Annotated in this window: 19 protein-coding genes; 9 read left to right on the top strand and 10 right to left on the bottom strand. The window is 64.8% G+C overall.

Annotation, left to right across the window (positions count from 1 at the left end):
- Window positions 1-19: 19 nt before the first annotated feature.
- Complete coding sequence (locus FJ948_RS06300) at window positions 20-1,303, top strand: MFS transporter (protein ID WP_181173578.1); 1,284 nt, start codon at window positions 20-22, stop codon at window positions 1,301-1,303.
- A 70-nt stretch (window positions 1,304-1,373) separates the two neighbouring features.
- Here the strand turns inward: FJ948_RS06300 and FJ948_RS06295 are convergent, their stop codons facing one another.
- The gene (locus FJ948_RS06295; RefSeq protein WP_246677462.1) at window positions 1,374-1,655 is read right to left on the bottom strand and encodes a hypothetical protein; all 282 of its coding nucleotides are present in this window, start codon (window positions 1,653-1,655) and stop codon (window positions 1,374-1,376) included.
- A 197-nt stretch (window positions 1,656-1,852) separates the two neighbouring features.
- On the opposite strand from FJ948_RS06295, the gene typA reads away from it, so the two are divergent.
- On the top strand, window positions 1,853-3,682 hold the full coding sequence (typA, locus tag FJ948_RS06290) for a translational GTPase TypA (RefSeq protein ID WP_027145159.1): 1,830 nt from the start codon (window positions 1,853-1,855) through the stop codon (window positions 3,680-3,682).
- Window positions 3,683-3,692: 10 nt separating this feature from the next.
- Here the strand turns inward: typA and FJ948_RS06285 are convergent, their stop codons facing one another.
- Window positions 3,693-4,265, bottom strand: a complete 573-nt coding sequence (locus FJ948_RS06285) for a DUF1062 domain-containing protein (RefSeq protein WP_140702626.1) — start codon at window positions 4,263-4,265, stop codon at window positions 3,693-3,695.
- 398 nt (window positions 4,266-4,663) lie between these two features.
- Here FJ948_RS06285 and FJ948_RS06280 point away from each other — a divergent pair, with 398 nt between their 5' ends.
- Window positions 4,664-5,275: a LysE family translocator gene (locus tag FJ948_RS06280; RefSeq protein WP_140702625.1), complete on the top strand. Its 612-nt coding sequence runs from the start codon at window positions 4,664-4,666 to the stop codon at window positions 5,273-5,275.
- A 3-nt stretch (window positions 5,276-5,278) separates the two neighbouring features.
- Here FJ948_RS06280 and FJ948_RS06275 read toward each other — a convergent pair whose 3' ends face one another.
- Together FJ948_RS06275 and FJ948_RS06270 are read right to left on the bottom strand one after the other, a co-directional pair.
- Window positions 5,279-7,099 (bottom strand): aromatic amino acid ammonia-lyase, encoded by a 1,821-nt coding sequence (locus FJ948_RS06275; RefSeq protein WP_140702624.1) that lies wholly within the window; start codon window positions 7,097-7,099, stop codon window positions 5,279-5,281.
- Window positions 7,100-7,238: 139 nt separating this feature from the next.
- Window positions 7,239-7,802 (bottom strand): peroxidase-related enzyme, encoded by a 564-nt coding sequence (locus tag FJ948_RS06270; RefSeq protein ID WP_140702622.1) that lies wholly within the window; start codon window positions 7,800-7,802, stop codon window positions 7,239-7,241.
- Window positions 7,803-7,939: 137 nt separating this feature from the next.
- On the opposite strand from FJ948_RS06270, the gene FJ948_RS06265 reads away from it, so the two are divergent.
- Entirely contained in the window at window positions 7,940-12,727 is a 4,788-nt protein-coding gene (locus FJ948_RS06265; protein ID WP_140702620.1) for an NAD-glutamate dehydrogenase, read from the top strand.
- An 85-nt stretch (window positions 12,728-12,812) separates the two neighbouring features.
- Window positions 12,813-14,189: an MFS transporter gene (locus FJ948_RS06260; RefSeq protein ID WP_140702618.1), complete on the top strand. Its 1,377-nt coding sequence runs from the start codon at window positions 12,813-12,815 to the stop codon at window positions 14,187-14,189.
- Window positions 14,190-14,361: 172 nt separating this feature from the next.
- Here FJ948_RS06260 and purH read toward each other — a convergent pair whose 3' ends face one another.
- The 4 genes from purH to htpX all read right to left on the bottom strand — a co-directional run bounded on the left by purH (window position 14,362) and on the right by htpX (window position 20,370).
- Window positions 14,362-15,978: a bifunctional phosphoribosylaminoimidazolecarboxamide formyltransferase/IMP cyclohydrolase gene (gene purH, locus FJ948_RS06255; protein WP_140702616.1), complete on the bottom strand. Its 1,617-nt coding sequence runs from the start codon at window positions 15,976-15,978 to the stop codon at window positions 14,362-14,364.
- Between the two features lie 104 nt (window positions 15,979-16,082).
- The gene (locus FJ948_RS06250) at window positions 16,083-17,807 is read right to left on the bottom strand and encodes a heparinase II/III family protein (RefSeq protein WP_140702614.1); all 1,725 of its coding nucleotides are present in this window, start codon (window positions 17,805-17,807) and stop codon (window positions 16,083-16,085) included.
- A gap of 146 nt (window positions 17,808-17,953) precedes the next feature.
- Window positions 17,954-19,342: an RsmB/NOP family class I SAM-dependent RNA methyltransferase gene (locus FJ948_RS06245; RefSeq protein WP_181173577.1), complete on the bottom strand. Its 1,389-nt coding sequence runs from the start codon at window positions 19,340-19,342 to the stop codon at window positions 17,954-17,956.
- Entirely contained in the window at window positions 19,333-20,370 is a 1,038-nt protein-coding gene (gene htpX / locus FJ948_RS06240) for a zinc metalloprotease HtpX (protein WP_140702610.1), read from the bottom strand. The genes FJ948_RS06245 and htpX overlap by 10 nt, the downstream gene beginning before the upstream one ends.
- A gap of 105 nt (window positions 20,371-20,475) precedes the next feature.
- Here htpX and FJ948_RS06235 point away from each other — a divergent pair, with 105 nt between their 5' ends.
- Window positions 20,476-20,697 carry a DUF1674 domain-containing protein gene (locus FJ948_RS06235; RefSeq protein WP_140702608.1) on the top strand — a complete coding sequence of 74 codons (222 nt, stop codon included), beginning with the start codon at window positions 20,476-20,478 and terminating at the stop codon, window positions 20,695-20,697.
- A gap of 55 nt (window positions 20,698-20,752) precedes the next feature.
- Here the strand turns inward: FJ948_RS06235 and FJ948_RS06230 are convergent, their stop codons facing one another.
- Window positions 20,753-21,418 carry an HAD-IA family hydrolase gene (locus FJ948_RS06230; protein WP_140702606.1) on the bottom strand — a complete coding sequence of 222 codons (666 nt, stop codon included), beginning with the start codon at window positions 21,416-21,418 and terminating at the stop codon, window positions 20,753-20,755.
- A 168-nt stretch (window positions 21,419-21,586) separates the two neighbouring features.
- Between FJ948_RS06230 and FJ948_RS06225 the strand changes: the two genes are divergently transcribed.
- From FJ948_RS06225 to FJ948_RS06215, 3 genes are all read left to right on the top strand, one after another.
- The gene (locus FJ948_RS06225) at window positions 21,587-22,456 is read left to right on the top strand and encodes a transglutaminase family protein (protein WP_140702604.1); all 870 of its coding nucleotides are present in this window, start codon (window positions 21,587-21,589) and stop codon (window positions 22,454-22,456) included.
- 366 nt (window positions 22,457-22,822) lie between these two features.
- Window positions 22,823-24,184, top strand: a complete 1,362-nt coding sequence (locus tag FJ948_RS06220; protein WP_140702602.1) for a pilus assembly protein — start codon at window positions 22,823-22,825, stop codon at window positions 24,182-24,184.
- Window positions 24,185-24,600: 416 nt separating this feature from the next.
- Window positions 24,601-25,863, top strand: a complete 1,263-nt coding sequence (locus tag FJ948_RS06215) for a cyclopropane-fatty-acyl-phospholipid synthase family protein (RefSeq protein ID WP_140702600.1) — start codon at window positions 24,601-24,603, stop codon at window positions 25,861-25,863.
- Window positions 25,864-25,880: 17 nt separating this feature from the next.
- On the opposite strand, the gene FJ948_RS06210 is transcribed toward FJ948_RS06215, so the two are convergent.
- Complete coding sequence (locus tag FJ948_RS06210) at window positions 25,881-26,699, bottom strand: sugar phosphate isomerase/epimerase family protein (protein WP_140702598.1); 819 nt, start codon at window positions 26,697-26,699, stop codon at window positions 25,881-25,883.
- Between the last annotated feature and the right edge of the window lie 32 nt (window positions 26,700-26,731).

Genomic DNA, 26,731 nt, shown 5'->3' with positions numbered 1-26,731 from the left:
CAACGTACCGGTCAGTAACATGATAGCTCAATCCCGTCCCTTTGGCCAGCGCTACGCTTTCGTCGTGGTGGGCGTCATCTTCCTCTGCCTGCTGATCGCGGCCGGCCTGCGCTCCGCGCCGTCGGTCATGATGCTGCCGTTGGAAAACAGCTTCGGCTGGCGGCGCGACGTCATTTCGCTGGCCGCGGGCGTCGGTATCCTGCTCTACGGGCTGACCGGTCCGTTCGCCGCCGCGCTCATGGAACGCATCGGGCTGCGCCGCACGCTGCTAGCGTCGCTGGTGGTGATGTCGGCTTCAACCGCGCTCAGCCTGCTCATGACCAAGCCCTGGCATCTGTTCATCACCTGGGGCGTTTTTTCCGGCATCGGATCCGGCGCCGTCGCCAGCGTGCTGGGCGCCACCATCGTCAACCGCTGGTTCAAGACCAATCGCGGCCTTGTCATGGGGCTGATGTCGGCCTCCAGCGCCACCGGCATGCTGATTTTCCTGCCGCTGATCGCCTCGCTTGCCCAGGCCGGCGGCTGGCAGCCTGTCGTCATCGCCGTCGCGATCGCCACCGCGGCGTTGATCCCTTTTGTCTGGCTGCTGGTGCCGGAGCGCCCGGCCTCCATCGGCATGGTGCGTTATGGCGCGGAGGCGGATGATGTGCCGCCGACTTCGCCCGCGTCACAAGGCAACTTCCTGGCGCATACGCTCAACACGCTGCGCCGCGCCGCCGGGACAAGGGTGTTCTGGTACCTGTTCGCCACCTTCTTCGTCTGCGGCTTCACCACCAATGGCCTTGTCGGCACGCATCTGATCGCGTTCTGCGGCGACATGGGCATCGGCGAGGTACAGGCGGCCGGCCTGCTGTCGATGATGGGCATTTTCGACCTGATCGGCACGACGCTGTCGGGCTGGCTCACCGACCGCTTCGACCCGCGCAAGCTGCTCGGCGTCTATTATGCCATCCGTGGCCTGTCGCTGATCTACCTGCCCTATTCCGGCTTCTCGGCAACCAGCCTGATCATCTTCGCCGTGCTCTACGGGCTCGACTGGATCGCCACCGTACCGCCGACGCTCAGGCTCGCCAACGAAGCCTTCGGCGACCGCAGCGGGCCGATCGTGTTCGGCTGGATCGTCGCCGGCCACCAGGTGGGTGCCGCCACCGCCGCGGCCTTCGGCGGCACGATGCGCGAACTGCAGGGCAATTACGAACTGGCGTTCCTCATTGCCGGCATGACCGCGATCGCCGCCGCCTGTATTTCGCTGCTGATCAACACAAGCCGGCCGGCCTTTGATCCGGAACCGCAGGCGGCCTGAGGCGGCAGGCGAATTTAGCGATCTCCCCCACGAGGGGTGAGATTGGCAGCTTTGCCGGCTGCCCGAGCCATCAATCCGGGTAGCAGACCATCGGGATGTTGGGCCAAACCGCCGCATCGCAATTGGCGCTGGCCTGTTTCTGCTTGAAGGCGGTGCTGACCGGGCCGGTCACCACCGGGTCGACGCCATCGGGCGCGTCGGCGAAGGCTTGTTGCGCGGAAGGCGCCTCAGGCGGCAGGAGAGAGCGCGCTTCCTTCAGCGTCGCCGCCGACTGCGCGGCGTTGGCCGCCAGCAGCATGGCGAAAGCGGCGGACGCGATAAGCGGCCAAAAACGGTTGAGTTTATCGGTCATGACGTTCGAACTGTCCGGGCCTCGAAAGGTTCCCGCCTTGGTTAACAAAATCATTTCACACCGAGACCGTTAAGATTTGATGAGTATTTGGTGTCGCGCGTCCCCTTTCGCAACTGCGAAAAACCCTGTATGAGCCGCGCAACCGAAAGAGGCAGCGCCCTTGGCCTGCTGCCTGCAACGCTTCCGAGACCAGAATCATGAACCTCCGTAATATCGCGATCATCGCGCACGTCGACCATGGAAAGACCACCCTGGTCGACCAGCTTTTGAAGCAGTCCGGCTCCTTCCGCGACAACCAGCGCGTCGCCGAGCGCGCCATGGATTCCAACGACCTCGAAAAAGAACGCGGCATCACCATTCTTGCCAAGGCGACCTCGGTCGACTGGAAGGACACCCGCATCAACATCGTCGACACCCCCGGCCACGCCGATTTCGGCGGTGAGGTCGAGCGCATCCTGTCGATGGTGGATTCGGCGATCGTGCTGGTCGACGCGGCCGAAGGGCCGATGCCGCAGACCAAGTTCGTCGTCGGCAAGGCCCTCAAGGTCGGCCTGAAGCCGATCGTCGTCATCAACAAGATCGACCGGCCCGACGCGCGCCATGTCGAAGTGGTCAACGAGGTGTTCGACCTGTTCGCCGCGCTCGACGCCACCGACGAGCAGCTCGACTTCCCGATCCTTTACGGTTCTGGCCGCGACGGCTGGGTGTCTGAAAACCCCGAGGGCCCCAAGGACCAGCAGCTCGCGCCGCTGTTCGATCTCGTCATCAAGCATGTCCCGGCGCCGACCGTGCATCCCGGCCCGTTCCGCATGATCGGCACCATCCTGGAGGCTAACCCGTTCCTCGGCCGCATCATCACCGGCCGCATCGAGAGCGGCACGCTGAAGTCCAACCAGGCGGTCAAGGTGTTGCACAATGACGGCACCCAGATTGAAACCGGCCGCATTTCGAAGATCCTCGCTTTCCGTGGCCTCGAGCGCCAGCCGATCGAAGAAGCGCAGGCGGGCGACATCGTTGCCATTGCCGGCCTGTCGAAAGGCACTGTCGCCGACACGTTCTGCGACCTTGCGGTGACCGAGGCGCTGCATGCGCAGCCGATCGATCCGCCGACGGTGACGATGTCCTTCCTGGTCAACGACAGCCCGCTCGCCGGCACAGAAGGCGACAAGGTGACCAGCCGCGTCATTCGTGACCGCCTGCTGCGCGAGGCCGAAGGCAATGTCGCGCTCAAGATCGAGGAATCGCCGGACAAGGATTCGTTCTTCGTTTCGGGCCGTGGCGAATTGCAGCTCGCCGTGCTGATCGAGACCATGCGCCGCGAAGGCTTCGAGATCGCCGTCTCGCGTCCGCGCGTCGTCATGCAGAAGGGCGAGAACGGCGAATTGCTGGAGCCGGTCGAGGAAGTCGTCATCGACGTCGACGAGGAGCATGCAGGCGTCGTCGTGCAGAAGATGTCGGAGCGCAAGGCCGAGATGGTCGAACTGCGGCCCTCGGGTGGCAACCGCCAGCGCATCGTCTTCCACGCGCCGACGCGCGGCCTGATCGGCTACCAGTCGGAACTTTTGACCGACACGCGCGGCACCGCCGTGATGAACCGGCTGTTCCATGCCTACGAGCCCTACAAGGGCGAGCTGCCCGGCCGCACCAACGGCGTGCTGATCTCCAACGAGCAGGGCGAATCCGTCGCCTACGCCATGTGGAACCTGGAAGACCGTGGCCCGATGGTCATCGATCCGGGCGTCAAGGTCTATCAGGGCATGATCATCGGCATTCACTCCAGGGACAACGACCTCGAAGTCAACGTGCTGAAGGGCAAGAAGCTGACCAACATCCGCGCCGCCGGCAAGGACGAGGCGGTCAAGCTCACCCCGCCGATCCGCATGACGCTGGAACGCGCGCTGGCCTGGATCCAGGACGACGAGCTGGTCGAGGTGACGCCGAAGACCATTCGCCTGCGCAAACTCTATCTCGACCCCAACGAGCGCAAGCGCTTCGAGAAGTCGTCCAAGGCGGTCGGCGCGGCGTAATTTTTTCATTTTACGGAACTGACAGAGGGGCGGGCACATCGGTGCGAAGGGCTTTGCTCCCCTCGGGATCAACGAGCAGCAGTTGTCGTCCCTCCAGCGCCTGGAGTCGCGACCGCGAGATGCCGAGTTCGCTGGCCAGCAAGCGGTCGAGCCTTAGCGATACCGGCACTTCCAGACCGAGCCGGAGTTCCAGCGCCGTCGCGCCTTGCTTCGTCTCGCCGATCACCTGTTTGCGCACGGCGGCATCGGCGAATTCCTCGACGCGTCCAACCTGGTTGCGCAGGGCGACGATGTCGAAGGCATGGCGACGTGCCAGACCTGGATCGTTGCTTTCGAGCGCCGCGAGCAGCGCCGGCTCGATGTCGCGGCGGTTGCAGCGCTCGAAAATGCCGAAATTCCAGGAATTGTCGCAGTCGACGCAACGATAGATCAGCCAGACGTCGATGCGCTTGCCGTTGGCGTTGACGCGGAATTTCCCGCTGCAGCGATAGGCTTTCAAGCCGCCGCATCGATTGCAGTTGATCTGCGGGCGTGGTGGGATTTCAGGCGCGATCGTCCAGTGGACGCGCAGGATGGAAGACATGCCGGTAAGCCCTTCCCGTCGGGAAGTTCATCAGGTCGGCGATGTCGAGATGCCCTTGCGGGCGCGGCGTGGCGGGTGGCTGCGGAGATCGTGAGGTCAGGTGCCGTTGGCGCAAAGCCGAGCGACAGCGGTCCAGCAATGCCAAACCGGTCTCGAACCGCCGCCCAGAGGAACACATGAAACGAAACAGGCACCGCTGACGCGGCGCCATGCAGGTGTCGGGGGAGTTGACGAGACCGGCGGTTACTGAGGCAAAGTGAAGCTCGGAATTGTTTCGCGGTGGCCGTTCTAGCGGCGTGACGCCGGACCGGCAAGCGTCTTTTTGTCGGCGCTACCACGGCTCGATCGCTTGCGCTAATGTCGGACTTCAAAGTCTGTCCAGCCATAGGCCCACCGCCATGCACCTGACCTCGCTGCTGATCTTCGCCGCCGCCTTGTTCGTGGCCGCCGGCTCGCCCGGTCCATCGATCGCGGCGCTCGTCGCGCTGGTCATCTCCAAGGGCTTCCGCGATGTGTTCCCGTTCCTGCTCGCCATGTGGATCGGCGAAGGCATCTGGCTGTCGCTGGCGGTGTTCGGGCTCGCCGTGGTGGCGCAGACCTTTCATCTTGCTTTCGTCATCGTGAAATGGGCTGGCGTCGCCTATCTCGCCTACCTTGCCTGGAAGATGTGGACGGCGCCTGTCGACGCCAAGGAGGGCGAGATGCCGCGTGAAGATTCGGCCGGCAAGCTGTTCTTCGCCGGCATGGCCGTCACGCTCGGCAATCCCAAGATCATGATGTTCTATCTGGCGCTGCTGCCGACCATCATCGACCTCGCTTCGGTCAGTCTCGTCGGCTGGGTCGAACTGACGGCGACGATGGCGGTGGTGCTGATCGCCATCGATCTCGCCTGGGTGCTCGCCGCCTCGCAGGCGCGCAAACTGTTGAAGAGCAAGCGCGCCATGAAGATCGCCAACCGCGTCAGCGCCACGACGATGGCCGGAGCCGCGGCGGCCATCGCCGCGCGCTAAGGTCTATCTCGGCAAGACCCCAGCCGCCGGCATGGCGGCGGGCTGCGGCGCTGGCGGTCCGCCGGAATAGAATTTCGAGGCCGGATTCTCCTGCATGAAATCGTAAGCGACCATGCCGAGCGGCCGCTTTTGCCGTTCCGATGCCGCCTGACGCCAGGGGATCACCTGGCGCAGCGCCTCAAGCGCGGCGGTTGGCGCGTCGCCGAATTTCCGCTGCGGGTTCTGCTCCTTGCGGATTTCCATCCAGTAGCTTGCCGTCAGCAGGTCCTGCGCCACGAGGTGAAAGGAGACGTCGACCGCCTCGCGGGCGCGCTGCGTCTTGATGCGGGTTTGCGCTTCGAGGTCCTCCACGGTGGCGACGATTGCCTGGCCGTTCGGTGTCACCGGCGTGCCGAGGTCCGCCAGTTCCTGCCAGAGATCGGTCGGCAGATAACCGTCGAAGGTCGGGATGTCCTTGCGCTCTTCGGGCTTCAGCACATCGGCCGGCTTGACCACGGTGAAGAAGGGATTGCGGAAGCGCTCGATGCGCTGCGCCACCGCGACGCCGAGATTGGTGAGCGAGATGGTGAAAGCCTCGACCTGATTGGCCATGGGATAGGGATCCCAGTTGGCGTTGGAGAAGATATAGCCTGACTTGCCGTTACTCAGTGGCCCGCCCTTGATGTAATATTTCATGAATTGCGGCGTGCTCAGCTCCGGCGAACTCTGCGGCGTCAGGCCGGGCAGGATGGCCGGATTGTGATCCGACGAATTGATGGAAAGCAGCACGGATTGACGCAGATCCGCCCAGGCCTGCCAGGCCGAGCCCTGGCGCTGGCTGGAGGCGCGCATGCTTTCCGGGTCCTGGATGATGCGGGCCGGATCGTCGTCGAAGAGATAGCTGCCCTTGATCATGTCCATGATCCTCGCCGCATCCCATGTCAGCCATGGGTAAGGCCGCATGGATTGCACCGGCACCGAAATCGGCGTCACGCTGGAATTCATGCCGTTCAGCCCCATGGCGTAGCTGAGGTCCGTCCATTCCAGCAGCTTTCGCGCGTCCTCCAGCAAGAGCACCGCCTGCGCCTGTGCATAGGCGTTGGTGCTGATCAGCGCGGCCTGGTCGGCGGCGAACGGTTCGAGCGGTTTCAGGCCGGCCTGGGAGAGGGCCTGGGAGGCGGGCATTCGTGTGCCGTCGAGATAGGCTTCGCCTTCGCCGACCATGGCCGCGCCGATGTTGCCGAGTGTCGCGAGGTCACCTTCGCCGAGCGTGCCGCGCGATTGCACCACCGGCGTTACCCGCTTGTTCAGCATGTCGACAAGCATATGCGTCAGCTGCGGGCTGGCCGCTTCGTAGGACATGGTGTTGGCGCGGATCGCCATGATCGCGCGCACCAGCGCTTCTTCCTGCAGCTCCGGCCCGTAGCCCCGGTTGACGCCGCCCTTGAAGCGGGCGAGCTGCTGTTCCTTGAGCAGCTTGGTGTTTTCCGGCGTCGTCGGGTCGCCCGAAAAGATCACCGTTTCGCGCTGATCGCCGGCTCCACGGTTGAACCAGTAGATCGTGACGCCTTCGGCGGCCCCTTCGAGCAGCAGACCATAGGCATCAGCCGAACGCTGCAGGGCCTCGGGGCTTAGCTCGACCTTGGCGCCGTTGCGGGCGATGTCGATGACCTGGTCGACGGTCAGGTCACGGCCGGTCAGCGTGACTGTCTTGGCCGCCGCCGTCTCGAAAATGGGCTGGTAGGTGGTCGCCGCCTCGAAGGCGTGGGCGGCTGGCGCCGCGAGCGCCAACGTCACGGTCAGGGCGCAGAGAAAAATCCGGGGTTTGGCAATTCGCTCAGGCATAAGGGCTCCCATTCTCGAAGCGTCAGCCTCGGCACGAAGTTTCACCCCTCGGAAATTTTGTTTCCCAGAAAACTAGCTGGCTGCATTCGCCTGTCAACGCTTGATGAGAAACAGGCCCGATGGTGGAGCGCGCGTGGCCCTATCGCGCCATGGCGTGGTATTCGTCGTTCGGGCGCATGTCGATTGCCGCCGCGACGCGGTTCGACATGTTGAAGAAGGCCGCCGTCGAGGCGATGTCCCAGATGTCGCGGTCGCTGAAGCCGGCCTGGCGCAGCGCCGCGCGGTCGGCCTCGACGATCCTGGCCGGCTCTTGCGTCAGCTTGACGGCGAATTCGAGCATCGCCGTTTGCTTGGGTGAGAGGTCGGCGGCGCGGAAGTTCATCACCATCATCTCGCCAAGCAGGGGGTCGCCCGAGAGCTGGCGCACCGCCGCGCCATGAGCGGTCAGGCAATAGTAGCAATGGTTGATCGAGGAGACGGCGACCGCGATCATCTCGCGTTCCAGCTTCGACAATCCGGATTCGCCCAGCATCAGATCATTGTACATGTCGGTGAAGGCGCGCAGTTTCTTGTCGTCGAAGGCATAGGCCTTGAGCACATTGGGGACGAGGCCGAGCTTTTCCTCGCATTTGGCGAAATAGGCTTTTGTCGCCTCGCTCAACTCTCCCGAACCCAGGTCAAGCGCGGTGATTTTGCCGGTCATGGATCATTCCTCCTCGTCACGTGATGCCTTGCCGCCGAATTCCGATAATTCTAGGCAAGCCGTCAAACCTTTGTCGCCAAACAGCGGTCATCTGCTACCATAGTCGCAAAAGCATGCGACGGGAGGGAAGAAGCGTCATGGCCAGCGTGAAGTCCGCAGCTAAGTCGAAGAAGAAGGCCGTCGCGGCGAAGACGGAGGACAGGCCGGCCAGGCTTGCCGACTACCTGCTCGCCCGCGCACCGGCGGAGGATATCGCCGCCTACGACGCCGCCGACCTCGAACGCGCCGCCGATCTCGCCGGCCAGGCGGTCGCGGCCCACAAAAAGGGGGAGCGCGTCGTCGCCGTCGAGGCCGATTCGGGCGTCGTTCGCGAAGGCCGCCCGGTGACGGTCATCACGGTCGTCAACGACAATATGCCGTTCCTGTTCGATTCCATCCTGGGCGAAGTTACGGAGACATCCGGTGAGCCGACCCTGGTTACCCATCCGGTGATCACGGTTCGCCACGGTAAAACAGGTGTGGACGAGATTCTCGGCGACGGCAATTTCGCCAAGGACGACGGCAGCCACGACCGGCTGAGCGTCATCCACGTCCACATTCCCCGGCTGACGCCCGAGCAGGCAACCGGCTTGGCCGAGCGGCTGCGCAAGATGCTCGGCCAGGTCCACGCCGCGGTCAACGACTGGCGGCCGATGCTGGCGCGGCTCGATCAGGCGATCTCCGAATTCCGCTATTCCGCGGTGCCGCTCGACAAGAAGAGCGTCGCCGAGGCCATCGCCTTCCTGGAGTGGCTGCGCGACGATAATTTCACCTTCCTCGGCATGCGCGAGTTCAAATATACGGGCGGCGAGGAAAGCGGCAATCTGGAGCGCGCCGAAAAACCCGGCCTGGGCATCCTGTCCGATCCCGACGTGCTGGTGCTGAGGCGCGGCACCGAAGCTGTAACGACGACGCCCGAAATCCGTGCTTTCCTGCATGGACCGGAGCCGCTGATCGTCACCAAGGCCAATGCCAAGTCGCTGGTGCACCGGCGCATCTATCTCGATTACATCGGCGTCAAGACCTACACCGCCAAGGGCGCGCTGGCGGGGGAATTGCGCATCGTCGGCCTGTTCACCTCGACCGCCTACACGCGCTCGGTGATGAAGATCCCGTATCTCAGGTCCAAGGCCGAAACCATCATCGCCAAGTCGGGCTTCGACCGGCACGACCATTCCGGCAAGGCGCTGATCAACGTGCTGGAAAGCTATCCGCGCGACGAATTGTTCCAGGTGCCGGTGCCGATCCTGAGGAAGCACGCCGCGGCCATTCTCGGCCTGATCGAACGGCCGCGCGTGCGGGCGCTGGTGCGCGCCGACCAGTTCGACCGCTTCGTCTCGATCCTCGTCTTCGTGCCGCGCGACCGCTATGACAGCGTCGTGCGCGAGAAGATCGGCACCTATCTGAAAACCGTGTTCGAAGGCCGGCTGTCGGCCTATTACCCGGCCTTCCCCGAAGGCGGGCTGGCGCGCGTGCACTTCATCATCGGCCGCTCCGGCGGCAAGACGCCAAAGGTCGAGCAGGCGACGATCGAGGCGGCGATCCGCGACATCGTCCGCACCTGGGAAGATGCCCTTGCCGATGCGGCGGAAGCCAGCGGCAGCGACCCGGCGTTGAAGGCGGTCGCCGCGCGGCTGCCGGAAAGCTACCGGGATTCGTTCAGCGCTGGTGTGGCGCTCGCCGATGCCGGACGCATCGCCAAGATCAGCGCCGGCAATCCGATCGCCATCGACTATTACCGCCATGCCGAGCAGAAGCCGCACCAGGCGGCGCTGAAGATCTATCACCATGGCAGCCCGGTGGCGCTGTCACGGCGCGTGCCGGTGCTGGAGAATATCGGCTTCCGCGTCATCAGCGAGCGGACTTTCGAGGTCGGCGACGAGCAGTCCGGCATGGTCTTCATCCACGACATGGAGCTGGAAAACAGCTACGGCAAGCCGATCGACCTCGCCGATGGCGGTGCATTGTTCGAGGATGCTTTCCTGTCTGTCTGGCGCGGCGACGTCGACAATGACGGCTATAATGGTCTTGCCCAGACAGCCGGCCTGTGGTCCGGCGAAATCACCATCCTGCGCGCCTATGGCCGCTATCTGCAGCAGGTCGGCATTCCGCAAAGTCAGGATTTTATTGCCGCGGCGCTCAACCGCTATCCTGACATCGCGCGCGGCTTGCATGCGCTGTTCATCGCCCGGCTTGGCCCGACGGCTGAAGGCGAAGGCGTGGTAGCGGCAAAGCACCTCAAGGCCAAGATCAAGGATGCGCTGGAAGATGTCCCCAACATCGACGATGACACGATCATCCGGCGCTACCTGAACCTCATCGAAGCCTCGCTGCGCACCAATCATTTCGTTGCCGATACGAAAGCGAAAGGCCAGTCGCTGGCAATCAAGCTCGAGTCGCAGGCGGTCGAGGGATTGCCGGCGCCGCGGCCATGGCGGGAGATTTTCGTCTACGGTTCCGAGGTCGAAGGCCTGCATCTGCGCTTCGGCCCGGTGGCGCGCGGCGGCCTGCGCTGGTCGGACCGCGCCCAGGACTACCGCACCGAGGTGCTCGGTCTGGTCAAGGCGCAGCAGGTCAAGAATGCCGTCATCGTGCCGGTCGGCGCCAAGGGCGGCTTCTATCCCAAGAAGCTGCCGATGAGCGCAGGGCGCGACGCGATCTTCGAGGCCGGCACCTCGGCCTACAAGAACTTCGTTTCCAGCCTTTTGTCGATCACCGACAATATCGGCCTGGACGGTGTCATCCCGCCCGCCGGCGTCGTGCGCCGCGACCAGGACGATCCTTATTTCGTCGTCGCCGCCGACAAGGGCACGGCGACCTTCTCCGACACCGCCAACGCCATCTCGGAGAAGCACGGCTTCTGGCTCGACGATGCCTTCGCCAGCGGCGGCTCGGCCGGCTATGACCACAAGAAGATGGGCATCACCGCCAAGGGCGCCTGGGAAGCGGTCAAGCGGCATTTCCGCGAGATGAACCGCGACATCCAGACGTCGTCCTTCACCGTCGTCGGCGTCGGCGACATGTCGGGCGACGTGTTCGGCAACGGCATGCTGTTGTCGCCGAAGACGCGGCTGATCGCCGCCTTCGACCATCGTGACATCTTCATCGATCCCGATCCTGACATGGCTGCCTCGATGGCCGAGCGCGAACGCATGTTCGCGCTGCCGCGTTCGAGCTGGCAGGACTATGACAAGACCAAGCTGTCGGAAGGCGGCGTCATCGTCTCGCGCAGCCAGAAGTCGATCACCTTGCCGGCTGCCGCGGCTGCCGCGATCGGCCTCGCCAAGACGACCGCCACGCCGGTCGAGATCATGACGGCCATCCTCAAGGCGCCGGTCGACCTTTTGTGGTTCGGCGGCATCGGCACCTATCTCAGGGCATCGACGGAGACCAATGCCGAGGTCGGCGACCGCGCCAACGATGCCATCCGCATCACCGCGCTCGACGCGCGCGCAAAGGTGATCGGCGAGGGCGCCAATCTCGGCGTCACGCAGCGGGCACGCATCGAGTTCGGCATGAATGGCGGCCGTTGCAATTCCGACGCCATCGACAATTCGGGCGGCGTCAACTGCTCCGACGTCGAGGTCAACATCAAGATCGCGCTGGCGTCCGCCATGCGCAAGGGTTCGCTGACGCGCCCGGCACGCAACAAGCTGCTGGCCGAGATGACCGACGAGGTTGGCGGCCTGGTGCTGTCCAACAATTATCAGCAGACGCTGGCGCTTTCGATCGCTCGCAAGCGCGGCCTGGCCGACATCGCGCATCAAAGCCGTTTCATGTCGGCGCTCGAAGCGCGCGGCCTGCTCGACCGCGTGGTCGAGACGCTGCCGTCACCGGCGGCCCTTGCCGAGCGCGAGGCGCGCGGCGAGCCGCTGACCCGGGCCGAACTCGGCGTGCTGCTCGCCTATGCCAAGATCGTGCTGTTCTCCGACATCGTCGCCAGCGACGTGCCGGACGATGCGCATTTCGACCGCGATCTCATGGGCTATTTCCCGGACCGGATGGCGAAGAAATACGTCACCGAAATCCATGGCCACCGGCTGCGCCGCGAGATCATTGCCCGTGTCGTGGCCAACGATCTGGTCAATCGTGGCGGCCCGTCCTTCGTCAACCGGCTGCAGGAGGCCACGGGCCGCACCGCCGCCGACGTGGTGCGCACCTTCGCCGTGGTGCGCGACGGCTTTGGGCTGCCGGCGCTCTATCGCGAGATCGACGCGCTCGACAACCAGATCGACGGCCAGGTGCAGCTCGATCTCTATCAGATGGTGAGCCGGCTTATCTATGTGACCAGCGGCTGGTATCTGAAGAACGACGCCGGCACCGCGACCCTCGGCCAGCGCATCGCCGAACTGCAGGACGCGCGCAAGGCGTTGGAGCCGAAGCTCGTTTCGCTGCTGCCCGCCTTCTCGCGCGAGCGGATCGAGGAGAAGCGGCACGGCCTGTTCAAGGCCGGCGCCCCGGAAAAGCTGGCCGGGCAGCTGGCGCTGAGCGAGGTGGCGGAACTCATTCCCGACATCGCGCTGACGGCGCGCACCGCCGGTGCCGATATCGTCGCGGCCGCAAAGGCGTTCTTCGCCGTCAGCGACGCCTTCCGCATCCCGCGTGTCGAGGACGCGGCGCGCTCGATCACGCCTTCGGACTATTATGATCAACTCGCTCTGTCCCGGGCCACCGACACGATCGGCGCGGCACGGCGCGGCATCGCGGTCGCCGCTCTCACCGGCCATGCCAAAACGGCCGATCCGGTGGCGGCGTGGCTCGAAGCCGGCGGCGAGCGGGTGGCGCGCATCCGCGAGCGACTGCAGGCGCTGACCGAAGGCGGCGACATCACCGTGTCCCGACTGTCGGTCGCCTCAGGACTGATGAGCGACCTGACCGGGATGTGAGCCAGCGGTTGCCCATTTGCATGAACATTCGAAACATGCAGACATGGCGCCCGAAATGGGCGGAGCGGACGCCGGGGGAATCACTATGGCGGTAGAGACAGTGCAGCGGGCGTCCGGGCGCGGCATCTGGGGGTGGATGTTCTTCGACTGGGCGGCGCAGCCGTTCTTCACGGTCGTCACCACTTTCATCTTCGGCCCCTATTTCGTTTCGCGCATGGCGGGCGATCCCACCACCGGCCAGGCCGTCTGGGGCTACGGCATAGCGGCGGCCGGGCTGGTCATCGCGGTGCTGTCGCCGATCCTCGGCTCGATCGCCGACCAGACCGGACCGCGCAAGCCGTGGATCGCCTTCTTCGCGGCGATCAAGATCACCAGCCTCACCTTGCTCTGGTTTGCAGCGCCCGGCTCGAACCTGTTCCTGATCGTGGCGCTGTTTTCGCTGGCCTCGGTGGCGGCCGAATTCTCCACCGTGTTCAACGATTCCATGATGCCGCGGCTGGTGCCGAAGAGCGAGATCGGGCGCATCTCCAACATGGCCTGGGGTCTCGGCTATCTCGGCGGCATGATCGCGCTAATCTTCGTCGTCACTTGCCTCGCCGGTTCACCGGAAACCGGCAAGACCATCATCGGCATCACCCCGCTGTTCGGTCTCGATCCGCATCTGGGCGAGGATGCCCGCGCGACCGGGCCTTTGTCGGCCGGCTGGTATTTCCTGTTCATCCTGCCGATGTTCTTCTTCACGCCCGACGCCATCAAGGGCATTCCGATCGGACCGGCGGTGCGCGAGGGTCTGTCGGAGCTGAAATCGACACTGGCCGAAGTGCGCAAGCGCGGCGGCATCTTCCGCTTTCTTGTCGCCCGCATGATCTACCAGGATGGCGTCAATGCGCTTCTGGCGCTGGGCGGCACCTTCGCGGCCGGTATGTTCCATTGGTCGATCACCGAGATCGGCATGTTCGGCATCATCCTCAACGTCGTCGCCATCTTCGGCTGCTGGATCGCGGCGCGCCTCGACACGGCGCTGGGCTCCAAGGTGGTGGTGATGATTTCGCTGGTCATGCTGTCCATCGCCACGATCGGCGTCGTCTCGACGGGGCCGGGCTTCACGCTGCTTGGCCTGATCCAGCTTTCGACCGCTGACTCGGGTGGGTTGTTCGGAACGGCGGCCGAAAAGGCCTACATCATGTACGGCCTGCTGATCGGCCTGGCGTTCGGCCCGGTGCAGGCCTCGTCGCGCTCCTACATGGCGCGCAGCGTCACGGCGGCGGAGTCCGGCCGCTATTTCGGCATCTATGCGCTGGCTGGACGGGCGACCAGTTTCCTGGCGCCGTTCATGGTGGCGACGATCACCGCGACCAGCGGCTCGGCGCGGCTCGGCATGGCAGCGATTATTTTGTTCCTGGCGATTGGCATGGCGATCCTGGTCAGGACGCCCTATCCGGCGGATCGGCCGGTTGAGTAGCAGCGCCTTTTCCTTCTCCCCTTGTGGGAGAAGGTGGCCGAGCGAAGCTCGGTCGGATGAGGGGTGTTCCAGGGAACGCCAACGCCTCACTCCGCTGGAACACCCCTCATCCGTCTCGGCGCGCTGTCGCGCCGATCCACCTTCTCCCACAAGGGGAGAAGGGAAGCGGTGCTTAGTGCCGGAAGTGCCTTACGCCGGTGAACACCATGGCGATGCCGTGTTCGTCGGCGGCGGCGATGACGTCGTCGTCGCGCATCGAGCCGCCCGGTTGGATGACGGCGGTGGCGCCGGCTTCGATGGCCGATATCAGCCCGTCGGCGAAGGGGAAGAAGGCGTCGGAGGCGACCACCGACCCCTTGGTCAGCGGCTCCGGATGGCCGGCGGTTTCAGCGGCGTCGAGCGCCTTGCGGGCGGCGATGCGCGAAGAGTCGACCCGGCTCATCTGGCCGGCGCCGATGCCGACGGTGGCGCCGTCCTTGGCATAGACGATGGCGTTCGACTTGACGTGCTTGGCGACGCGGAAGGCGAATTTCAGGTCCGCCATCTCGGCCGGAGTCGGTGCCCGCTTCGTCACCACCCTCAGGTCGAGGTCGTCGACCACGGCATTGTCGCGGCCCTGGACCAGCAGGCCGCCGGAAACGGACTTGACCGTGGTGCCGGGCGCGCGCGGATCCGGCAGGCCGCCGGTGACCAGCAGGCGCAAATTCTTCTTGGCGGCTATGATTGCCGCGGCTTCGTCGGTCGCGTCGGGCGCGATGATCACCTCGGTGAAGGTCTTGACGATTTCCTGCGCCGCCTCGGCGTCGAGAATGCGGTTGACAGCGACAATGCCGCCGAAAGCCGAGACCGGGTCGCAGGCGAGCGCCTTGGCGTAGGCCGCCTTCAGCGACGTGCCTTCGGCCACGCCACACGGGTTGGCGTGCTTGATGATGGCGACGGCCGCCGAGCGCGCCGGATCGAATTCGCCGGCCAGTTCGAAGGCGGCGTCGGTGTCGTTGATGTTGTTGTAGGATAGCTGCTTGCCCTGCAGCTGTCGCGCCGTGGCGACACCCGGGCGTTTGTCGCCATTGACGTAGAAGCCGGCGGCCTGGTGCGGGTTTTCGCCGTAGCGCATCACTTCGGCCAGCCGGCCGCCGAAGGCGCGCCAGGTCGGATGCTCGATCTCGAGCACCTCGGCGAACCACCCCGAGATTGCCGCGTCATAGGTCGCGGTCCGGGCGAAGGCCTTGGCCGCGAGTTTTTTGCGGAAATCCAGCGACAGCGAGCCGATGTTCATCTCCAGCGCGTTGAGCACGGCGGCGTAGTCGCCGGGATCGGTGACGATGGCGACATAGGCGTGGTTCTTGGCCGAGGCGCGGATCATCGCCGGGCCGCCAATGTCGATGTTCTCGACGATCGACGCGTAATCGGCGCCGGACCGGCGGACTTCCTCGAACGGGTAGAGATTGGAGACGAGGAGATCGATCGGCTCGATGCCGTATTTGCGCATCGCCAATGCGTGCTCGGGATCGTCGCGCACGCCAAGCAGTGCGCCATGCACGGACGGATGCAGCGTTTTGACGCGGCCGTCCATGATCTCGGGGAAGTCGGTGAGTTCCGAGACGTCGCGCACCGCCATGCCGGCTTCGGCGATCGCCTTTGCCGTGCCGCCGGTGGAGACCAGTTCGACGCCGGCCGCGGCCAACGCCCGGGCAAAGTCGATCAGGCCGGTCTTGTCGAAGACGGAGAGCAGCGCGCGGCGGACCGGAACGAGATCGGGGGCTGGAATGTTCTTGGCTGGAACGGCCATGGGCTGGCGGCCTTTCAAGTCTGGAGGAGCAGGCCCGCGCCGTAGCACATGAGGCCCGGAAATCAAGCGTTCGCTGCTTCGCACACCCGATTGCCGCCGCAAGCTTAGTTGTTTTGGGGATAACCGGCGATCTTTGTCCGCGTCAGTTGCCAGTGGACCTCGGCAATGTCGGACGCCTTGAAGGCAAGCACGATCTGGCGACTGCGGCGCGGGCCGCCAAGGCCGGCGAAGTAGATCGATTCCTCGACTTCGGGCACCACTTCGCCAGAGGTGAACACCCAGTTGTCGGCCTGGTCGGCGGTCAGCACCAGCCGCTCCTGTTCGTCCTGCAGCAGATTGATGTCGGGGTGGACGTGAAAGCGCACGGTGACGAAATCGCGGCCATTGTTGCGGATCGCTGCGTTGCCAGGCTGCTGGAACCGGTCCCGGCCCGCCAGCACATTGCCGTCCGAGGAGAGTTTCAGCTCGCGCTCATGCAGGAAGCCGAAACGCTGGAGATAGCCGTCATGACGGGCAATGAAACCGTGGACGCCCTTCTGGTCGATGCGCTTGCATTGCACCTGCTGCGGCCCCCCGATCAACGGTGAACCGAGCTGGTCGTTGACCCGCAGCGCATGGCTGAAACGCGCCGAGGACGTGTCGTTGATGGTCGCTGTCGAGTGCGCTGCGGTGGCACGGGCCAGCGGCCGGAACTCGGCGGCGCCGTAAGTGTCGATGCCGGCGTTAACGATGTAATGCTGGCGGCCCGACGACAGTTCGAAGGCGAGGCAGCCGGCATGCGCCGCGTTGGACACGTCGACCGGCGGCGGCAGGCCGGTATCGGCGATGACGGTGGTGCCGCCCATCGCCAGCCGCTCGTAGCCCGAATGCGGTGCATGCAGCAGCGGCGAGCCGGCCGTGTCGTCATGGCGCAGGATGGTGGCGATGCGGTCATGGATGGTGGCGCCCATGCCGTTGAAGCGGGCGAGGCTGCCATCCTGGTGGCGGAAGAAGCGCAGCGCCGGCAGCATGCGGTCGATGGCGCCGATCAGCGCCTGTGGCGGCGCTTCGGCCTGGTTGGCATAGGTCTGGCGCAGCGGCAGCAGGTCGGCGAGGATTTCCAGCACCGCCATCGGGTTGCGCGAGATGTGGCCGCCGTCGGCAAGGATCTGGCGATTGAGTTCGTCGGCGAGGTTGCGGGTGGCGCCGCGCAGCGCCGAGGCCGGCGCCGGCAGGGACAGTGCGGCGAAGGCCAGCGCGATGCGGGCGCGCAGCCGGTCCTTGCCGTCGGGCATTTCGCGCGCCATCGACCTGAGATAGCGGATTTGCACCGCCAGCGATTTCAGGAAGGCGCGGTAGAAGGGAAATTCAGCGCCCTGCAGCACGACGGAAGAATGCTGCAGCCAGGCGATGATGCGCTTGGCCGTCGTGCCGGGCTCCCAGGCGACGCCGGCGATGTTGTTGCCATGCATGGTGATCCAGTCGGACACCAGCGCACGCGCATTGGCGGCGGCAAGGTCCGTGCCGGCGGCACGCATATGGCGCAGCCAGCGGAAGCCATGCAGCGTCTTTTGCCAACCGTGATTGGGGACATTGATCTGGAATGGGGATTTGCCACCGGTCTCGACCAGATGGCCAGACAGAGGATAACGGCCGTAATAGATCTCGAGTGCGATCTGCGGGTCGGCCAGGCGCAGGTCCGGCGGCGCGATCAGGACGCGTTCGGGCGTGCGGCCGGAATAGCGCCAGCGATACACCGGCCCGGCGCGCAGGCGCCGGCGTGTTTTGCGCCAGAACTCCTTCGCGACCAGCGTCCACAGACGCGTCGTGCTGCTGGCAGCCAGTGCCAAGACCCCTCCTGATCGTCCTAACCCCGGCGTCGAGTCTACATGATTGCGCGACTCGTGCGAAGGCGAATTCCTTCAAACGATGCCGTCTGGCCTGGCGTCGGGTCATAAACTCCCCAAAAAATCAGCAAATCCCTGCTCTTAGTCCCTTAGCCGGCGCGACGCATGCGTGCGGCGAAGAAGCCGTCCAGACCGGAGCGCTCCGGCGCGCCGAGGTTGAGATCGGCGGGCGTGGTGCGCAGCGTGCCTTGCGGCGTCAGGAACGAATCGATGCCGGCGATCTCGCCCTGATGCAGCGGATCGTCGGCGATATCAGGCGTCGCTCTGAGGAAAGCGCCGTGGAGATCCTCACCTTCGAGCGGGTCGAGCGAACAATTGGAAAAGACGATCCGGCCGCCGGGCCTGACCAGCGTGACGGCGCGGGCGAGCAGCCTGCGTTGCAGGTCGGCGAGCTTTTCGACGTCCGCCGCCGTCTTGGTCCATGGCACGTCGGGGTGCCGGCGCACCGTGCCGGTCGACGAGCAGGGCGCATCCAGCAGCACGGCGTCGAACAGCTCCGTCGGCTCAAACTTGAGCAGGTCGGCCTGGACGATTTCGGCCGACAGGCCAAGGCGGTCCAGATTCTGCGCCAGCCGAGCCAGCCGGTTCTTCGAGGTGTCGACGGCGGTGACCCTGGCGCCGGCCAGGATCAACTGGGCGGTCTTGCCGCCGGGCGCGGCGCAGAGATCGGCGACGCGCAATCCGCTGACATCGCCAAACAGCCGGGCGGGGAGGCTGGCGGCGGCGTCCTGGACCCACCATGCGCCTTCGGTGAAACCCGGCAATTCGGTGACGGCCGCGGCAAGCTTCTCCACCCGAACCGTTCCCGTGGGCAGGACAATGCCGCCGAGCTTTTCGGCCCAGAGTTCGGGATCGGCCTTGACCGAGAAATCGACGGGCGCCTCATGGCGGTGGGCTGCCAGAATGAGACGGGCCTTGTCCTGACCATAGGTGGCCTGCAGCCGGTCGGAAAACCATTTCGGCGCTTCGTCGGTGGCGGCAAGTGCCGCCGGCAACTCCGTTTCCTTGGCCCGCGCGAGCGTGCGCAACACGCCGTTGACCAGGCCCGAAAAGCGCTGCGTGCGCGGGTCGGACTTGGCGTGCGTCACCGCGAGGTCGACGGCGGCGCTGTCGGGAATGTCGAGGAACAGGATCTGCGCGGCCGCCACATGCAGCATGTGCGACAGCGCGGTGGCGTTGGGCGGCAGCGGCTTCTCCAGGCGCCGCGCCAGCAGCCCCGATATGGTCATGCGGAAGCGCAGCGCGGTCACCAGAATGGCCCGCACCAGGCCACGGTCGCGCAAATCGAGCGCCTTGTATTGCGGGTGGCCGTTCTCGTGGTCGGTCAGGCCGTCAAGCGGCGTGCGGGCGTCGATGACGGCGGCCAGCAGCCGCGCCGCCGCCTTGCGCGCGGCAAGGCCGGCAACGAATTCGCCGCCGTCACCCTGTTCCTGATCGCCTGTGCGTCGAGGTGCCCGACCCGTCACGCTCACGACCATCGGCCCTTGGGCCCGGTCGGGTTGCGGCCCCACGGATTGGATTTCGGGCTGGCCGGTTCAGCCTGTTGTTCCGGTTCGGCTTGTTCCGGTTGGGGCGGCTTGCCCCACGGACCGGCCGCTTGCGGCTCGTCAACCCGCGGCGGCGTCGGCGCCTGGCGCCGCGTGGCCTGGGACGCACCATCGCCCATTTCGAGCGCCATTGCCTGCAAGGCAGCGATGCGGTTGTCGGTGCTCGGATGGGTGGAGAACAGACTGTCCATGCGCTCGCCATGCAGGGGGTTGATGATGAAGAGATGCGCCATAGCGGGGTTGCGCTCGGCGTCGGGGTTGGGAATGCGTTCGGCTCCGCGGGCGATCTTGTCAAGCGCGGAGGCCAGCCACAGCGGGTGTCCACAGATTTCGGCGCCGCGCCGGTCGGCCTCGTATTCGCGGGTGCGGCTCACCGCCATCTGCACGATCATGGCGGCAAAGGGCGCCACGATCATCGCCGCCAGCACGCCGACGAAGCCGAACGGGTTGTTGTTGTCGCGGTTGCCGCCGAGGAAAAAGGCGAAATTGCCGAGCATCGATATGGCGCCGGCAAAGGTGGCGACGATGGTCATGGTCAGCGTGTCGCGGTGCTGGACGTGGGCGAGCTCATGCGCCATCACCGCGGCGACCTCTTCATGGGTCAGCCGCTGCAGCAGGCCGGTGGAGGCGGCAACCGCCGCGTTCTGTGGATTGCGGCCGGTGGCGAAGGCGTTCGGCTGCGGGCTGTCGATCAGATAGGTCTTCGGCATAGGCAGCCCGGCCTGTTTGGCCAGTGCCTGGACGATGGCGTAGTATTCCGGTGCGTTCTTCTCGTCGACCTCGACGGCGCGGTTCATCGACAGCACCATCTTGTCGGCGTTCCAGTAGCTGAACAGATTGGTGCCGGCGGCGACCACCAGCGCGATCATCATGCCGCCCGAACCGCCGATCAGGAAGCCGACGCCCATGAACAGCGCCGTCATGGCGGCGAGAAGCATGGCGGTGCGAATGGTGTTCATCGTCTGCTCCTGTCGGGATGGTGGTGAAAAAGGGTCGATCCTCGTGAGGTCATGGCTATATGATGGGAAACGCCCGTTCCCGTTTCAATCCACTGGAAATATCGCATGAACGACGAGACCAGTAAAACGCCGGCCGGCACGGATGGCGACGCTCCGCCAAAAGAGCTGACGCCCGCCGCCCGCCGCGCACTGGCGGAAGCCGAGGCACGGCGCACCGACTATCGCGCGCGGGAAGCCCAACTGCCCAAGGAGATCGGCGGCCGTGGCGGCAAGGAGCCCGGCCGCTACGGTGACTGGGAGGTCAAAGGCCTGACCAGCGACTTCTAGAGACGATTCGGGTCAGGTCGGCTGCCCCGAATCTCCCCCATACCGCGCGCCAAGACTAGGCGGCGTCGCGTTGCGGTTCGAGTGCCAGCCAGCCTTGCTCGTCGACGGTGATGCCGACCGTGTCATAGGCCGATATCGCGGCATGCGGTGTCTGCAGCACATGCTGGTGCGTGGCGTTGATCACCATGATCGAAGCTCCCGCCGCCTCGGCCGCCGCTATGCCGGCCGGGGCATCCTCGAACACCAGGCAGTCGCGCGCGTCGAAGCCGAGCCGGCTGGCGCCAAGCTGGAAGCAATCGGGCGCCGGCTTGCCGCGCGACACATCCTCGGCCGCGATCAGGACGCCAGGCACGGGGATGCCGGCAACCTTCATGCGGGCAAGGGCCAACGAGCGCGGCGCCGAGGTCACGATCGCCCAGCGCTCGGGCGGCAGCGCGTTCAGAAAGGAAACGGCACCGGCGATCTGAACGATACCGTCCAGATCGGCCGCTTCCGCCTTCAGCAGCAGGTCTGCTTCGTGTGTCGGATCGACGCCCGGGAGCGCCAGCGCGGTGATGGTCTCGATCGCCCGCACGCCGTGAATGGTCGGCAGGAAGGCCGCGACGTCGAGGCCGTGGCGCCGCGCCCAATCGCTCCACACCCGCTCCGCCGAGGCGATGGAATTGATCAGCGTGCCGTCCATGTCGAAGAGGAAGGCGGCGAATTTTCTGCCAGCAAACATGATTTTCCTTGAAGTCGGGGGGAGGGTGGCGAGGGAGGGCGCGACCGTAACGTGAAGGCGCGGATATGGAAACCCGCGAGCGCGCATTTTGGCAGCGTCCAGGGAACCACGATCACCTTGCGGCGTTTGAAACCGGACCATTCCAGTCATGCGAAGGGGACGACGCTCATGCTTATCCGCCTCGGCTACGAGATCGCCATCGAATGCGCCGAGGCCACTCCGGTGATTTCGTTGCTCGAAATCCACAACGACAGGCAGGCCGACATCAAGCGGCAGACGCGCGTGCTGACGTCGCCTTCGGTGCCAACCCGGCTCTACCACGACCTGCACGGCAATGCCTGCCGCCGTTTCACGGCGCCCGCCGGGGGCATTCGCATCCTCTACGATGCGGTGATCGAGGACAGTGGCGAGACGGACGAGGTCAATACGCTGGCCCGGGAAATGCCAGTCGCCGAACTGCCCGATGAGGTGCTCGGCTATCTCCTCGGCAGCCGCTATTGCGAGACCGATCACCTGAGCAATCTCGCCTGGCAGCTTTTCGGCCATCTTCCGTCCGGCTGGGCGCGCGTGCAGGCGATCGTCGACTATGTCCACAACCGCCTGTCCTTCGGCTACGGCTATGCGCGTTCGACCCGCACCGCCGCGCAGGCGCATGAGGAGCGCGTCGGCGTGTGCCGCGACTTCGCCCATCTGGCGATCACGCTCTGCCGCTGCATGAACATTCCGGCGCGCTACGTGAACGGCTATCTCGGCGATATCGGCGTGCCGGCCGATCCGGCACCGATGGATTTCTCGGCCTGGATGGAAGTGTTCCTCGACGGCAAGTGGTACACGTTCGATCCGCGCCACAACCGGCCCAGAATTGGTCGCGTCGTCGTCGCGCGCGGCCGCGATGCCACCGACGTCCCCTTGCTGCACAGTTTTGGCCCACACCGGCTTACCTTGTTCAAGGTATGGACCTACGAGCAGGAAGGCAGGCTGTTCAATCCGCCTCATCACGGCGTCGACAGGACGGCCAGCGCACAGATGCTGGCCTAGCCGAAATGAGACCCGGGCCTGCAATTGTCTGACCTGAATCTCGCCACATCCAGTTGGTTCGCGTCTCGACATGCCTGGCAAGCGTGAGACAGTTGGCCCGCTTCGGCACAGCGATGCTGTGCCGCAACAAGACGTCGCCTGATACCGTACGAGCTCTTCGGCCGGGCATGGTAAGCATCCGGTAAACGTCGGCGCCGATATAGCGCGGCGTTTACCAGTCGTTCACCTTCTCGCCAGGAGAAAATCCAACAAAAACAACGGTTTGCTGCCGACCTTCTGTCTTAAGACGGATCTCCGCATGGTCCGGCCGGAATCCTGCATTGCCTTCAATGCGGCGACGAGGCCGAGGCAAGCGGAGGCTGTTGGATGCGGAATTACGGGGGTCTTGTTCACGCGGTCGGCGCATTCGCCAGGGATCGCCGTGGAAATTTCGCGGTCCTGTTCGGCTTTGCTGCCTCGGTCTTGGCGCTGGTCGCGGGCTTCTCTGTGAACGTCACGCAGCTCTACAATGCCAAATCGAGCTTGCAGGGCGTGGTCGACGCGGCAGTGACGTCGACGGCACGCGACCTGACAACCGGCGCCATCAAGGAAGTCGACGCCAACAAATCCGTGCAGACCTTTCTCGACGCCAACAGCTCCGCCGGCATTCTGCAGCCGGGCCAGATCGTGCTCGACAATTTGATCGTCGACAGGATCGCCAACACGGTGCAGGTCGACGCCCATGTCGACGTCGCGCTGTTCTTCCCGATTTTCGGCATGGAGACGTCGAAGCGCGTCACCGCGTCGACGACATCGCTTTATTCGGACAAGACCATAGAAGTGGCGATGATGCTCGACGTGACCGGATCGATGGCTGGTCAGAAAATCAAGGATCTGAAAGCCGCAGCGGCCAATGCGGTGGACAGTTTCCTCGGCGGTCAGGATCCGAGCAAGCCGCGGGTGCGTGTTTCGATCGTGCCCTATGCCAATTCGGTCAACGCGGGCCAGCTCGCGGCTGGCAGCGTCTATGTCGAAGCCAATGCCAGCGAGCGCAAGCAGGCGCCCGGCAACGCCAGCCCGCGGCTTGTTTCGGTTTCGCCGCGCCCCGACAATTGCGCCACCGAGCGGAAGGGCACGGATCAATATTCGGACGTCGGTCCTGCCTCCAGCATGGTCAATCGCGACTATCTCCTCTCGGGCTTTGCTGGGAATACAGGGACCGCTGCATGCCCTGCCGCCACGCTGGTGCCGCTGACGGCCGACGTCGCCTCGCTGAAGAATGTGATCAAGGATCTCGTCGCCTCGGGCGGCACCGCCGGCCATATCGGCGTCCAGTGGACCTGGTACATGCTCTCCGAGAGCTGGGGCAGCGTGATGAATGCTTCGCAGCGGCCGGCCAAGATGGATCCGAAGAAAGTCGGCAAATACGCGATTCTGATGACGGACGGCGAGTTCAACCTGTCGTATTTCGACGCCACCACCGTCAATCAGGTTTACAACGACGCCGGCAAGGAGCCGACACGCACGGCCGCGACGAAACTCTGCGCGGCCATGCGCGGCAAGGGCATAGAAATCTTCACGATCGGCTTCAAACTCGATGAGGCGAATGCCGTCACAACGCTGCAGAGTTGCGCCAGCCCCGATACCGGTTCGGTCAAGCATTTCTACCAGGCTGCCGACGGCACCGAACTGGATGCGGCCTTCCAGACCATTGCCCGCAACATCGAAACTCTGGCGCTGACCAAGTAGCGCCCGGTCTAAAAGGAAAAGGCCGCCGCTTCTTTCGAAGCCGGCGGCCTTCCGTGTTTCCGTCCATGGCGCGGCTCAATGGCGGTGACGTTTACATCACCCGCCGCGCATCTCGCGCCTTAACGGGAAGACTGCTTCCCGAAAGTGCAATCCGCTGAGGCCACGTTCTGGAAAACGAAATCACTCGACATCGGATCACCTCCTTTCAGTTCGTTGAACACGATCCCAAGGTGGGGTGTTTCGGCTGATTTGGCAAGTGCCGCGATGCGACGCTGTCACGCGAGGTATGTTCAGGGCGCGCCGATGTGTCCCAATTGAGACACTTCATAGCCGCGCCGCGCCCGCGGGTTGCACCCGAACGGCCGAGCGGCCACAATCACATCGGGCCGTCGGCACCAGGCCCAGAGGAGAGGGGCATGGATGCAGCCGACAAGGCAGCACGCATCGTTCGGAGCGTCGTCGAGGCGCTGAAGCCAGGGTTCGCCGTCAGGCTGTGGACCGGCGAGCGCATCGGTCCGCCAGGCGGGCCGGTGCTTGCGATCAACGACCAGGACATCGTCTGGCAGCTGGCGCGCAGGCCGAATTTCTCGACGCTGGTGGAAATGTGGATCGCCAAGACGATCGATATCGAGGGCGGGTCGATTTTCGACCTCTACGCGCTGCCGTCGAAGGGCAAGCTCCGGCTCAAATCCCTGCCGAAGCTTGCCATCCTGCGCGACCTGCCCGCCGTGCTGTTCTCGCGAAGAGAGATGACGAAGCGGGCCGATCTTGCCGGGCAAAATCCCTTCGTCAGCGGTTCGAACAAGAAGGCGATCGAGCATCACTATGACATCTCGAACGCGTTCTACCGGCTCTTCCTCGATGAGCGCATGGTCTATACCTGCGCCTATTTCACCGATTTCGCCAACGGCATCGACCAGGCGCAGAAGGACAAGCTCGACCATATCTGCCGCAAGCTCAGGCTGAAGCCGGGCGACAGGCTGCTCGACATCGGCTGCGGCTGGGGCGCCATGCTGATCCATGCGGCCAAGCATTATGGCGCCATCGGCCATGGCGTCTCGTTGTCCGAGGAGCAGACCAGGCTGGCACGCGAGCGCATCCGCGCCGAAGGGCTGGAAGACAGGATCACCATCGACATCAAGTCCTACACCGAGCTCGACGGCGGCTACGACAAGATCTCCTCGATCGGCATGTTCGAGGCGGTCGGCATCGCCAACCACGCCACCTATTTCTCCACCGTCCATCGCCTGCTCAAGCCCGGCGGCATCTACCTGCACCATGCCATCACAAGGCGCGGCAAGGGCAGCGCCAGGAAGACGCTGCGCAAGGGCGGGGAGTACAAGGCGCTGATCAAATACATCTTTCCCGGCGGCGAGGTCGACACGATCGGCATGACGCTGGGCAATCTGGAGGCACACGGTTTTCTCGTCCATGACGTCGAGAACCTGCGCGAACACTATGCCCGCACCTGCAGGCTGTGGGCCGAGCGACTGCGGGCGCGGTTCGACGAGGCGATCGCGGAGGTGGGCGAGCCCCGGGCGCGGCTCTGGGTGCTCTACCTGACCGGCTGTTCGATCGCCTTCGAACGCGCCTCGGCGCAGATTTTCCAGACCGTCGTCACCAAGCGCGCGCGGGGCCCAAGTGGCCTGCCGCCGACGCGGGCGGATCTGTACCGGTAGCGCGGTGCGCCGGGGCCTTATTCGGCGATACCGAGCGAGGCGAGATAAGCCGCCGACGCCGGTATCCTGGACTTGTCCCTGATCTCGATGATGAGACGCGGATTGCTTTCGAGTTTCGCCAGCGCGGCAAAGACCGAGCGCCATTGGATCGTGCCTTCGCCGAGGCTCCAGTGGCGATCCGCGTAACCGTCGGCGTCCTGCAGATGGACATGTTGCAGGCGGTTGCCGGCGGCGTGCACATAATAGTCGACCGGTGGCGCGCCGGTGGAGCCATGGGCATAGTAGGCGTGGCCGGTATCGATCGATACGGCGACCGCGGGCGAGTTGAAGCTGTCGGCCAAGACCACGCGGATATGCGGGTCCTTGTCCTCGATGTTCTCGAGCACCATGGTGCAGCCGATATCCTCGGCCCGCTTGACGGCATCGCGCAGCGTCAGCCGGGAGTATTCGATGATTTTTTCGCGCTCGCCGGGATTGTTGTCGAGGTTGTTGTAGGACCAGGTCGTGTAGGGGCTGTGGACGACCATGTGGCTGGCGCCGATGGCGGCGCAGACATCGAGACCTTGCAGCAGACGTCTGCTGACGACGTCGCGAATGTCGGGGTCCTGCGAGGCGATGGTGAAGCCCCAGAAAGGCCCATGAATGCCGAGCCGGCCCCCATGGCCGTCGAGAAGCTTTCTGGCGCGGGCGGCGAGCGGTGCCCAGTCGCCGTTGAGAACACGGGCCTCGGCAAAGTCCTGCAATTCGAGGTCGCGCGGCTTTTCGAACAGCCAGTCGCGATGGGTTTCGACGTCGTCCAGCGTCATGGCGGCGCCAAGAATGGGCAGGGAAGTCATAGGCACTCCGATGGATTCGAAAATGAGAGCGA

It is taken from the genome of Mesorhizobium sp. B2-3-12 (genome assembly GCF_006442205.1).
In the GTDB taxonomy this organism is placed as follows: domain Bacteria; phylum Pseudomonadota; class Alphaproteobacteria; order Rhizobiales; family Rhizobiaceae; genus Mesorhizobium.
Note: the sequence above shows the minus strand (reverse complement) of the source record. Positions and strands in the feature narration are given on the sequence as shown.